The following is an 11,957-nucleotide window of genomic DNA, read 5'->3' on the forward strand; positions in this document are numbered from 1 at the left end:
GTCAGGCCGCCCCCTGAGCGCGCGCGCCTTCGATCCGGGCCACTTCCTCGGCCGGCACGTAGTAGTCGCGGTCGTAGTTGAAGGTGTGGGCGATCGAATAGACCAGCAGCGCCACGAAGCTCAGCGCCGCCAGCCACCAGATGTACCAGATCATCGCAAAGCCCAGCACCAGGGCCAGGGCCGAGATGATCACCCCTGCCCCGGTGTTCCGCGGCATGTGGATCGGGCGGAAGCCCTCGGTCGGCGGTTCGTGCCCCAGCGCCTTCATGTCGTACCAGGCGTCGAGGTCGTGCACCCGCGGGGTGAAGGCGAAGTTGTAGGGCGGCGGCGGCGAGGTGGTCGACCATTCCAGGGTCCGGCCGTCCCAGGGATCGCCGGTGGTGTCGCGCAGAGCCTCGCGATTGCGGATGCTGACCGCGATCTGGATCACGAAGGCGAGGATGCCGACCAGGATGATCAGGGCGCCGATGCCGGCGATGACGAACCAGATCTGCAGCGAGGGGTCGTCGAAGTGGCGCACGCGCCGCGTCGTGCCCATCAGCCCGACCACGTAGATCGGCGTCCAGGCGACCCAGTAGCCGATCACCCAGCCCCAGAACGAGATCTTCCCCCAGAAGGGGTCGAGCTTGAAGCCGAAGGCCTTGGGGAACCAGTAGACCATGCCGGCGAAGAGCCCGAAGACCACGCCGCCGATGATCACGTTGTGGAAGTGCGCGACCAGGAACAGGCTGTTGTGCAGCACGAAGTCGGCCGGCGGCACGGCCAGCAGCACCCCCGTCATCCCGCCGACCACGAAGGTCAGCATGAAGGCCACGACCCACATCATCGGCAGCTCGAAGCGGATGCGGCCGCGGTACATCGTGAACAGCCAGTTGAAGATCTTCGCGCCGGTCGGGATCGAGATCACCATCGTCGCGATGCCGAAGAACGAGTTCACGCTCGCGCCCGACCCCATCGTGAAGAAGTGGTGCAGCCAGACCAGGTACGACAGGATGGTGATGACCACCGTGGCGTAGACCATTGACGAGTAGCCGAAGAGCCGCTTGCCCGAGAAGGTCGAGGTGATCTCGGAAAAGATCCCGAACGCCGGCAGGACCAGGACGTAGACTTCTGGATGCCCCCAGATCCACACCAGGTTCCAGTACATCATCGGGTTGCCGCCGAGATCGTTGGTGAAGAAGTTCATCCCCACGTAGCGGTCGAGCATCAGCAGCGCGAAGGCCCCCGTCAGCACCGGGAAGATGGCGATGGCCAGGACGTTGCTGCACAGGGCGGTCCAGCAGAACACCGGCATCTTCATCATCGTCATGCCCGGCGCGCGCATCTTGATGATGGTGGTGACCATGTTGATCGCCGACAGCGTCGTGCCGACCCCGGCTATCTGCAGGGCCCATAGGTAGTAGTCCGGCCCGGTGTCCGGACTGTTCTGGATGTTGGAGACCGGCACGTAGTTCAGCCAGCCGCCGCGCGAGAACTCGCCGACGAACAGCGAGATCATCACCAGCACGGCGCCGGCCACGGTCAGCCAGAAGCTGAGATTGTTGAGGAACGGGAACGCCACGTCGCGCGCCCCGATCTGCAGCGGCATGACGAAATTGACCAGTCCGACGATCAGCGGGATCGCCACGAAGAAGATCATGATCGTCCCGTGGGCGGTGAAGATCTGGTCGTAGTGGTGGGCCGGCAGGTAGCCCTCGGCCCCGCCGAAGGCGATCGCCTGCTGGGCCCGCATCATCAGGGCGTCGGCGAAGCCGCGCAGCAGCATGATGATCCCGAGGATCATGTACATGATGCCGATCTTCTTGTGGTCGACGCTGGTCAGCCACTCGCGCCAGAGCCAGCCCCAGAGGCGGTAGCGGGTGACCGCTGCGACGATCCCCAGGCCGAGCAACACCACCACGATGAAGGTGACCAGCAGGATCGGCTCATGGAGCGGGAACGATTCCCACGACAGCCGCCCGAACACCGTCCTCCAGAAGGTCTGCTCCTGCATGACTATCTCCGGCTCATCCGAGCGCCGTCGCGGCGTCGGGTTCGAGGAAGGACATGTCGCGGTTGCGCGGCGACGCCGGTTGGGTCGTCCCGGGCGGCGGCGCGCTGGGCTTGGTGACGTTGGAGCCCGGGGCGATCTCTTCCGGCGCCTTCATGAGCGCGCCCTTCGGCTTGTCGCCATGCGGATGGGGCGCGTTGCGCGCGGGAGGCACGAGCGATCCCTCGCCGTGCCCGCCATACGCCGCGCCGCGCTGGCGGTCCTGGGCCATGACCTCATGCATGCACGAGGACCCAGGCGGCACGCAGCGGTTCAGCACGCGGTGGAAGAGGTCCGGCTCGACGGAGCCGAAATAGGCCGGCGGCACCTTCTCGCTCGGTTTTTCGAGCGCCAGGTAGGTCGGCGTAGTCAGGGCCGCGGCGGACCTGGTCTGCGCGACCCAGGTCTCGAAGCCGGCCGCATCGACGCCGCGCAGCCGGAAGCGCATGTCCGAGAACCCGGCGCCGCTGTAGTTGGCCGAGAACCCTTCATAGTCGCCGGGCCGGTTGAGCACGGCGTGCAGCTGGCTGCGCATGCCCGGCATCGCATAGACCATCCCCGCCAGGGTCGGGGCGTAGAAGGTGTTCATCATGTTGGTCGAGGTGATGTCGAAGCGCACCTGGCGATCGACGGGCAACACCAACTCGTTGACGGTGGCGATCCCCTGCTCGGGGTAGATGAACAGCCACTTCCAATCCATCGCGACCACTTGGACGGTCAGCGGCGCCTCGCCAGCGACCGTCGGCTTGCCCGGCGCGATGCGGTCCAGCGGGCGGAACGGATCGAGCAGGTGGGTGCTGGACCAGGTCAGCGCGCCGAGCGCGATGATGATCAGCAGCGGGCCCGCCCAGATCGCCAGCTCAAGCGAGGTGGAATGGTCGAAGTCGGGATCGTAGGTCGCCTCGCGGTTGCCGCTGCGATAGCGCCAAGCGAACACGATGATCAGCACGATGACCGGGACGATGATCAACAGCATCAGCCCGGTCGAGGTGTAGATCAGGTTTCGCTGTTGGAGCGCGATGTCGCCGGCCGGATCGAGAACCTCGCGAGAGCACCCGGCGAGGAGCAGCAGCGGAGCGAAAGCCAGGACGGCGGCCTTCACCGCCCCTCTTGGGAACGATCTCGCCCATCGGCCATTGCCTTGTCGCGGCATCGCTGTTCCGCTCTCAAGCCAAGGGTGGACGTGAGCCGGCTGAAGGCCCGACCGCCGTTCGGATACGCAGAGGGACAGAGGAGATCAGCAGCATGGTCGGGCCGGTCACCGCGTCGTCGACGTCAACGCCGCTGGAGCGCGACGCTGCGCTGATCAACGCACGAGAGCACCGTGTGGCTCCCGGCGAAATTGCAATCGGCGTGATCATCGGCCGAACCAGCGAGTTCTTCGACTTCTTCGTCTATGCGATCGCCTCGGTGCTGGTGTTTCCGGCCGTGGTGTTTCCGTATGTCGATGCGGTCACCGGAACGCTCTACTCGTTCGCGATCTTCGCCCTGGCCTTCGTCGGCCGCCCGTTCGGCACCCTGCTGTTCACCGCCCTCGACCGCCGCCATGGGCGCGGCGTGAAGCTGACCCTGGCGCTCTTCCTGCTGGGGGGCTCGACCATGGCGATGGCGCTGCTGCCCAGCTACCACCAGGTCGGCGTGTGGTCGGCGGCGCTGCTGGCGCTGTTCCGCTTCACCCAGGGCATGGCGCTGGGCGGCGCCTGGGACGGCCTGCCCTCGCTGCTGGCGCTGAACGCCCCGCGCGAGCGGCGCGGCTGGTACGCGATGATCCCGCAGCTCGGCGCGCCGCTCGGCCTGCTCGTGGCCGCGTCGCTGTTCGGCTACTTCCTCTACATGCTGCCGGCGGACGACTTCGTGAACTGGGGATGGCGCTATCCGTTCTTCGTCGCCCTGGCGATCAATGTCGTGGCCCTGTTCGCCCGCCTGCGGATCGTCGCCACGCCCGACTTCCAGCGGCTGTTCGAGACCCGCGACCTGCAGCCCTCCCCGCCGTTCGTCACCGTGTTCGCCGAATGGCGCACCATCGCATTGGGCGCGCTCGCCACCCTGGCCAGCTTCGCGCTGTTCCACCTGGTGACCGTCTTTCCGCTCTCGTACGTCACCCTGTTCGCCGACGAGCCGCCGATCCGCTTCCTGATCATCGAAGGCGTGGGCGCGATCGTCTGCGTCGGCGCGGTGGTCGCTTCCGGAGTCATCGCCGACCGCGTCGGGCGCCGGGCGCTGCTTGGGGTCTCGGCGGTGCTGATCGGGGCCTATAGCGGCTTTGCGCCCCAGCTGCTGAACGCCGGGCCGGTCGGCGAGGTGTTCTACATGCTGGTCGGTTTCGTGCTGCTGGGGCTGGCGTTCGGCCAGTCGTCGGGCATCGTCAACAGCAAGTTCCCGGCCGAGCACCGCTATACGGGCGCGGCGATCGTCGCCAACTCCGCCTGGCTGATCGGCGCCGGTTTCGCACCGCTCGTGGCGCTGCTGCTGGCCACGCGCTTTGGCCTGTGGTCGGTCGGCGCCTACCTGCTGTCAGGGGCGATCTGCACCCTGGCGGCGCTGGCGATCAGCCGGGACTGGGGCGAGACCGCCTAGCGCCGCAGGATCAGCCCGAGGCGGAAGGTCTGGGGCTGGTCGTAGCTTTCCAGGCCGTCGCCGGTCTGGGCGGTTTCGATCTTCGCATCGAACAGGTTTTCGGCCGCGGCGTAGAGCGTCACGGCGCGCGACACCGACCAGTCGGCGCGCAGATCGACCTCGGTCGCCGCCGACAACTCGCGGGTGTTGAGGTCGTCGTCGTAGCGGTCGCCCTCGTAGCGGACGCCGGCGCGCAGGCTGAGGACGTCGAGCGGACGCCAGGTCGCCTCGCCAGCGGCGGTCAGGCGCGGGGTCTGGGCCGGACGCAGGCCGGTGAGCTGCGGCGCGGCCGAGCCGCCGTCGACCTCGGCCTCGGTGTAGGCGGCGGCGAGCCGCAGGGTGACGCTCTCCCAGCGGCGCTCGATCTCGGCCTCGACTCCGTAGGCCTCGACCTCGCCGGCGTTCTGGCGCTGGCGCAGCACGCCGCCGGCCGGGATCAGGCCGGCGATCGGGAAGGTCCCGGGTCCGAAGCCGATGGTGACGTTGGTCACCGCGCCCTCAAGCCGGTTGGCGAAGACGGTGACGTCCCAGCGCAGGGCGCCGTCGGCCCCGACGCCGAACTCGACCCCATAGAGCTTTTCAGGCTCCAGGCCGGCATTGGCCTCGGTCACATCATTGCCGACCCGGAACGGCCGGTAGAGCTCGTTGAGGGTCGCAGGCCGGAAGCCGGCGTAGGCCGCGCCGCGCAGATAGAGGTCGTCGGAGACGCTGTAGCGCGCGCCGATCCGCCCGGTCGGCAGCCAGCCGTCGCGGTCGTCCGGGCGATTGTCCAGGGTCACCGCGCCGCTGGCTGCGTCGCGCTCGGTGCGGTGGCCGTCATAGGTGGCCCAGCGATCGATCCGCACGCCGCCGGTCAGCAGCCAGTCGCCGAGGTTGCGATAGGCCTCGCCATAGGCGCCGAGCACCGACTGGGTTCCCCCGGCGACACGGTCGCGGGTGAAGGCGCCGGCCATGTAGCGGAACTTCTCGCGGGTCTCGCCGTCGAAGATGCGGGCGTCGGCGCCGACCTCCCAGCCGCCGTCGGCGGCGTCGCGGCGCAGGGCGGCGTTGAGGCCGTAACCCATGGCCGGGGTCGCATATTGCTCGCTGGCCGGCGTGGTCGAGTTGCGGCCCGCGGCGACGGCGGCCGAGCGGTTCTCGAAGTCCGAGCGCTTGACCCAGCCCTGCAGCCGCCAGCCTGTCCCCTCGCCTTCCGGCTGGTCGACCAGGGTCGCCGAGAGCGTCGCGCCGGTGGCGCGGGAGTCGGCGCCGACCAGACCCGCACCGCGCTTTTCCTGATAGCCCGAGAGGCGCACGGCCAGCTGCTGGTCGCCCAGTTGCGGCGTCCAGCGCAGCGCGCCGCCGAGACCCCGATAGTAGAGCTCGGTGTCGGCCGCGCCGCGCCCGGCGCCGAGCGGAATCCAGCCGTCGCTGCGCTCGCCCGCCACGGCCATGAACAGGTCGCCGACCGCCCCGGCGGCCGCGCCCCCGGCCAGGCCGCGCTCGCCGCCATAGACCTCGTACTCACCGCCGCTGGGCACGCGGGTGCGCTCGGAAAGCTGGATGGTCCCGGTCAGAGCGCCCGCGCCGTAGGGCCCCGCCCCCGCGCCGCGCACCACCTGGGCCTGTTCGACCGCGATGGTCGGCAGTCCGGTCCACAGCACCCAGCCGCCGAACGGATCGTTCTGCGGCACGCCGTCGAGCAGCACCAGCGCGCGGCTAGCGCCCGAGCCTGCGATCGAGCGGACGCTGATCCCCTGGGTGGTCGGGTTCGAGGCCTGGCTGGAGGTGCGCCTGAACAGCTGCACGCCCGGCGTCGCGGTCAGCGCCTCGTCCAGGCGCGGCGCCGTGGCGATCGCCTCGCTGCCGATGGTGACAATGGAGAACGCCTTGTCGGTCGGCGACGGCGGCAACCGGGCGGCCTCGACCACGACCGTTTCGACGAGCGGAGGAAGGTCTAGGGGCACTGTCGCGACTCTCCCGAATTACGCGGACGGGACTAGCGCAGGGTTCGCGACGTCAGGGTAGAGCTAAACCGCAACGCAGGGACGGGAGACGCACCGCCGGCGCGCCTCCCTTTGTTCCTAGACCTTGGCGGCGGCCTGGCTGGCGACCAGGGCGGTCATGTTGACGATGCCGCGCGCCGTCACCGTCGGGCTGAGCACGTGCAGCGGCTTCGAGAGCCCCAGCAGCAGCGGCCCGACGGCGATGCCCTCGGTCACCGCGCTGACCAGGGTCAGGGCGATGTTCGCGGCGTCGAGCGACGGGGCGATCAGCAGGTTGGCGTCGCCGGCGAAGGCCCCGCCGGAGATGTAGCGGGTGCGGACCTCTTCGTTCAGCGCCGCGTCGCCGTGCATTTCACCGTCGATCTCGAGGGTCGGGTCCAGCTCGCGGACGATGGCCAGGGCCTGGCGCATCTTGCGGGCGGACGGCGAGTTCGAGGAGCCGAAGCTGGAGTGCGAGAGCAGCGCCACCTTCGGCGCGATGCCGAAGCCGCGCACCGCCTCGGCGGCCAGGATGGTCGACTCGGCGATCTGCTCGGCGGTCGGGTCGACGTTGACGTGGGTGTCGCAGAAGAACAGCGCGCCCTTGGGCATGATCACGCCCGACAGCGCCGAAATCCGCGAGACGCCCGGCCGCGCCGGGATCACCGGGGTGGCGTAGGTGAAGTGACGCCACCAGTCGCCGCCGCCGCCGACCAGGGCGCCGTCGACCAGGCCGCGACGGAGCAGCATGGCGGCGGTCACGGTCGGACGGGTGACGACCCGGCGGTTGGCGGCGGTCGGCGGCACGCCGCGTCGCTCGACCACCGCGCGGTACTCGGCGGAAATCTCCTCGACGGACGGGTCGGCGTCGGGATCGAAGATCTCGATGTCGCGGTCGGGGGTCAGGCGCAGGCCGAGCTCCCGGACCTTGGCCTCGATGGTCTCGCGGTGGCCGATCAGCACCGGGCGGGCGAGCTGCTCGTCGACCACGGTCTGGACGCCGCGCAGGACGCGCTCGTCCTCGCCTTCGGCATAGGCGATGCGGCGCTTGCAGTCGCGGGCCTGGGCGAACACCGGGCGCATCAGCTGGCCCGAGCGGTAGACGTAGCCTTCCAGCTCGCGGCGATAGGCCTCGAAGTCCGCGATCGGCCGGCGGGCGACGCCGGAGTCCATCGCCGCCTTGGCGACGGCGGGCGCGATCTCGAGGATCAGGCGCGGGTCGAACGGCTTGGGGATCACGTAGTCGCGGCCGAACAGCGGGACCTGGCCGGCATAGGCGCTGGCGACCACGTCGCTGACCTCGGCGCGGGCCAGTTCGGCGATCGCCTCGGCGGCGGCCTGCTTCATCGCCTCGTTGATCTCGGTGGCGCCGACGTCGAGCGCGCCGCGGAAGATGAACGGGAAGCAGAGGACGTTGTTGACCTGGTTCGGATAGTCCGAGCGGCCGGTGGCGACGATGGCGTCCGGCCGGCTGGCGACGACCAGCTCGGGCAGGATCTCGGGCTCGGGATTGGCCAGGGCCATGATCAGCGGGCTCTTGGCCAGCAGCGACAGCCACTCCTGCTTCAGCACCCGAGGGGCCGAGAGGCCAAGGAAGATGTCGGCGCCGACGAGCACGTCCGGCAGGGTCTGGGCGTTGGTGTCGCGCGCGTAGCGGGCGAGCTCCGGCGTCAGGTCGCCGCGGTCCTTGCGCACGACGCCGTTGATGTCGGTCAGGGTGACGTTGTCGGCCGGCAGCCCCATGCTGACCAGCAGGTCGACGCAGGCCAGGGCCGCAGCCCCGGCGCCCGACGTGACCAGCTTCACCTCCGAGAGCTTCTTGCCCTGGATGGTCAGCGCGTTGCGGACCGCCGCGGCGCAGACGATAGCGGTGCCGTGCTGGTCGTCATGGAAGACCGGGATGTTCATCCGCTGGCGCAGGGCGCGCTCGATGTAGAAGCACTCGGGGGCCTTGATGTCCTCGAGATTGATGCCGCCGAAGGTCGGCTCGAGCGCGGCGACCACCTCGACGAAGTGGTCGGGGTTGGCCGAGGAGACCTCGAGGTCGAAGACATCGATGCCGGCGAACTTCTTGAACAGGACGGCCTTGCCTTCCATCACCGGCTTGGAGGCCAGCGGGCCGATGTTGCCCAGGCCCAGCACGGCGGTGCCGTCGGTGATCACCGCCACCAGGTTGCCGCGGGCGGTGACGCGTTCGGCCCAGGCCGCATCCTCGACGATCGCCTCGCAGGCCGCCGCCACGCCGGGCGAATAGGCCAGGGCCAGGTCGCGCTGGGTGGCCATCGGCTTGGTGGGTTCGACGCTCAGTTTCCCCGGCCGTCCAAACTCATGATAGGCGAGCGCCGCGCGCCGCAGAGCGTCATCCAAAGCCGGTTCCTTCCAAATACAGAGCTACCCACGCGCGGGGGCCTGGTCCCGCGAGGGTCATCGATACGACGGGGCGAAGGCTGGTTTCTAGCCCAGACCGGCGGAAATCCTAGTCCTACCGGCGAGTTATCGCAGATCAGGCGGCGGAGCGTTCGGCGACGACGGCTTCGACGATGTGCGCGCGGTAGAGCACGGCCAGCAGATCGGTCTGGGTGATGATGCCGATCAGCACGCGGTTCTCGTCCACGACCAGGGCCTCGTGGGCCGCGCCGCTGGACAGCAGGGGCAGCAGCGCCTCGATCGGCGTGGCCTCGCGGACCTTGTGCACGAAGGGATCGACCGCGCTCTCGACCGGCCGTTCGCGGGCGGCCTGGAGTTCGGCGCGTCTCACCATGCCGACCACGCGCCCTTGCCCGTCGACGACGGGAGCGGTGCGCAGATCGTGCGAGCGCATGAAGGCCAGGGCGCTCTGCGCGCTCTGCTGGGCGTCGACCGAGATCACGTCGCGGGACATGATCGCGCCGCAGAGGATCGCCGAGTGCAGGCGCTTGTGGGCGGCGAGCTCGACTTGCCGGAACAGGGCGTCGAGGTCCTCGCGGCTGACGTCCAGCAGCTCGCCATACTGGGCCAGGGCCTGGTCGAGGTCGGCGGCGGTGTAGCCGACGCGGCTCTGCGGGGCAGGATCGCTGGTGGCGTGCGGGCTGGCGGCGGCGGGCACGCGGTGCGGATAGGACCTGCCCATCAGGCGGTTGAGGCCGATGGCGGCCAGCACCAGCAGCAACGAGCAGAGCCCGACCGGAACCAAGGCGAAGCCGAACCCGAGGTCGGTCACCGCCGAGCCGCCGATCACCGCGGACAGGGCCATGGCCCCGCCGGGGGGATGCAGGCATCCGGTCAGCATCATCAGCACGATGGCGAGCGCCACGGCCAAGGCCGCGGCCACGGCCGGGTCGGGCACGAACATGGCGCAGGCCACGCCCACCAGAGCCGACAGGATGTTGCCCCCGAGCACGGATCGCGGCTGGGCCAGCGGACTTGCCGGCACCGCGAACAGCAGCACCGCCGAAGCGCCGATCGGCCCGACCAGCAGCGGTCCGAGGGCCAGGTCGCCGCCGGAAATCATCCGCGCCGCGACGCCAGCCAAGGCGACGCCGAGCACGCTGCCGACCCCGGCGCGCAGCACGTCGTCAAAGCGGACCGTCGTGCGGCCGCCCAGCACTGTGATGAGCCTGCTCAACATTCGGGCGCTTATGCACAGAAGATCGGCGCCGCGCGCCCTTGAATCTCTATTCGGCCCTCAAGTTTTTCACGCGCCGCGACGAAGCGTCGCCTTTGTAATCGCGATGTTTTCGGCTTTGGCTGCGCTCGAACCGTAAGCGTGGCAGTTAAGCCGGCTGAAAGCGTTTACCTGACAGGATGCCATCGTGAGCGCCCCCGACTACACCGATCGCCGAGAGCACGCCCGTGACCCGACGAGCCTTCGCGCCCGCGTGTTCTATGGCAAGGAGATGGCCCATTGGGCCGACTGCACGATCGTGGACCTGAGCAAGGGCGGCGCGCGTCTGCAGATCTCGGCGATCTATCCCCTGCCCTCGCGGTTCGTGGTTCTGCAGCTGCTCGGCGGCGTGGTCTACGACGTGCGCGTGCGCTGGCGGCGGGGCGACATGACCGGCGTGTCGTTCGACGCCCAGACCCATATCGAGACCAACACCGAAGAACGGCTGGTCGGCGTCCAGAAAGCCTGGGAAGCGCTGCGCGCGGCCTAGGCTGCGGTTCGCCTGGCGACGCACGGGGCCGCCGAGCCCAGCACCCGCTCGCTCGACGCCGGGAACCGGGCCAGCGCCGCGGCCGGACGGATCGGGCGGGTCGCGAAGGCTCCGCCGCAGTTGGGACAGGCGCCGCTCAGCACGCCGTCGGCGCAGTCGGCGCAGAAGGTGCATTCGAACGAGCAAATCCGCGCATCGGCCGACTCGGGCGGCAGGTCGCGGTCGCAGCATTCGCAGTTCGGCTTGAGCAGCAGCATCGAGATCTCCAGCGAGGATCGGCATTCAGACTGCCCCAGGCCGCTCGCCCGACGAACGACATAGTTCCCTCGAAAACCGACAAGCTCGCCCCATAGTGGCGCCGAGCTTGCGTGAGCCCCCTCATCGGAATTCAATTTGGGACGCACCAGCGTTCCGCACGCTGGGGCTGAACATGAACATCAAGGGTTTTGTGGTCGCGCTTACCGCCGGCCTCTCGATCACCACCGCCGCCAACGCCGGCACCGTGATCTTCACCGACATCAAAGGGACCTGGTCGAGCCCGACCGGGGCTTCGGTCAGCTATTCGGGCAACGGCAGCGGTTACGCCAAGGCTTCGTGGGGGAACAGCACCGGCTACGGCAAGAGCGCCTACACGTTCGACGGCGCCTCACCGATCAACGTCAACGTCGCCAGCCCCGGCAACTACGGTCCGTTCGAGATCGGCGAATTCACCCACAACAACTGGCCGGTCACGGGCAACGCGATCACCTCGATCAAGCTGGCGATCAGCACCAAGATCATCATCGACGGCGTCGACCAGGGCGTGAAGACCTTCAACTACGTCTTCAGTCACCTCGAAACGCCCAACGATGTTCCCGGCTACAACGGCACCTGCGCCAACGGCCTGAGGGAAAGCGCCAGCATCAACGCCAACGGCTGCGCCGACCGCGTCCAGGTCAATTTCCTGAGCACTTCCGACACCTTCAACGTCGGCGGCGCCCTCTACGCTCTCGACTTCGCCGGCTTCATGGACGGCGCCACCCCGGTCACCGACTTCTGGACCAAGGAGCGCAAGAACAACTCGATCAACATGATGGCCAGCATCAAGCTCGTGCAGTCGGCGGTTCCCGAACCGTCCACCTGGGCGATGATGATCATCGGCTTCGGCGCCGTCGGCTCGATGGTCCGCAGCTCGCGCCGCCGACTGGCCTTCGCCGCCTAAGCGACAACCTACCG

9 protein-coding genes are annotated in these 11,957 nt (G+C 68.9%); 3 read left to right on the forward strand and 6 right to left on the reverse strand.

Features of this window, described 5'->3' with window-relative positions; all coding sequences use genetic code 11:
• Position 1 precedes the first annotated feature (1 nt).
• Complete coding sequence (gene cyoB / locus ACSQ2H_RS13665) at positions 2 to 1,993, reverse strand: cytochrome o ubiquinol oxidase subunit I (RefSeq protein ID WP_436061935.1); 1,992 nt, start codon at positions 1,991 to 1,993, stop codon at positions 2 to 4.
• 13 nt (positions 1,994 to 2,006) lie between these two features.
• Positions 2,007 to 3,131, reverse strand: a complete 1,125-nt coding sequence (cyoA, locus tag ACSQ2H_RS13670) for a ubiquinol oxidase subunit II (RefSeq protein ID WP_436061936.1) — start codon at positions 3,129 to 3,131, stop codon at positions 2,007 to 2,009.
• Between the two features lie 143 nt (positions 3,132 to 3,274).
• Between cyoA and ACSQ2H_RS13675 the strand changes: the two genes are divergently transcribed.
• Complete coding sequence (locus ACSQ2H_RS13675; RefSeq protein ID WP_436061937.1) at positions 3,275 to 4,606, forward strand: MFS transporter; 1,332 nt, start codon at positions 3,275 to 3,277, stop codon at positions 4,604 to 4,606.
• On the opposite strand, the gene ACSQ2H_RS13680 is transcribed toward ACSQ2H_RS13675, so the two are convergent.
• The 3 genes from ACSQ2H_RS13680 to ACSQ2H_RS13690 all read right to left on the reverse strand — a co-directional run bounded on the left by ACSQ2H_RS13680 (position 4,603) and on the right by ACSQ2H_RS13690 (position 10,216).
• Positions 4,603 to 6,591, reverse strand: a complete 1,989-nt coding sequence (locus ACSQ2H_RS13680) for a TonB-dependent receptor (protein WP_436061938.1) — start codon at positions 6,589 to 6,591, stop codon at positions 4,603 to 4,605. The two genes, ACSQ2H_RS13675 and ACSQ2H_RS13680, sit on opposite strands and share 4 nt — an antisense overlap.
• Before the next feature lie 117 nt (positions 6,592 to 6,708).
• Complete coding sequence (locus tag ACSQ2H_RS13685) at positions 6,709 to 8,976, reverse strand: NADP-dependent malic enzyme (RefSeq protein WP_436061939.1); 2,268 nt, start codon at positions 8,974 to 8,976, stop codon at positions 6,709 to 6,711.
• A 136-nt stretch (positions 8,977 to 9,112) separates the two neighbouring features.
• Positions 9,113 to 10,216 (reverse strand): HPP family protein, encoded by a 1,104-nt coding sequence (locus ACSQ2H_RS13690; RefSeq protein ID WP_436061940.1) that lies wholly within the window; start codon positions 10,214 to 10,216, stop codon positions 9,113 to 9,115.
• 184 nt (positions 10,217 to 10,400) lie between these two features.
• Between ACSQ2H_RS13690 and ACSQ2H_RS13695 the strand changes: the two genes are divergently transcribed.
• A complete protein-coding gene (locus ACSQ2H_RS13695; protein ID WP_436061941.1) occupies positions 10,401 to 10,742 on the forward strand; it encodes a PilZ domain-containing protein in 342 nt (113 codons plus the stop codon).
• Here ACSQ2H_RS13695 and ACSQ2H_RS13700 read toward each other — a convergent pair.
• Entirely contained in the window at positions 10,739 to 10,999 is a 261-nt protein-coding gene (locus ACSQ2H_RS13700; protein WP_436061942.1) for a DUF1272 domain-containing protein, read from the reverse strand. The genes ACSQ2H_RS13695 and ACSQ2H_RS13700 overlap by 4 nt on opposite strands.
• A 173-nt stretch (positions 11,000 to 11,172) precedes the next feature.
• Here ACSQ2H_RS13700 and ACSQ2H_RS13705 point away from each other — a divergent pair, with 173 nt between their 5' ends.
• Positions 11,173 to 11,943: a THxN family PEP-CTERM protein gene (locus ACSQ2H_RS13705; RefSeq protein WP_436061943.1), complete on the forward strand. Its 771-nt coding sequence runs from the start codon at positions 11,173 to 11,175 to the stop codon at positions 11,941 to 11,943.
• Positions 11,944 to 11,957 lie beyond the last annotated feature (14 nt).

Origin of the sequence: Phenylobacterium sp. LjRoot97, from assembly GCF_964254345.1 — a bacterium.
In the GTDB taxonomy this organism is placed as follows: domain Bacteria; phylum Pseudomonadota; class Alphaproteobacteria; order Caulobacterales; family Caulobacteraceae; genus Phenylobacterium.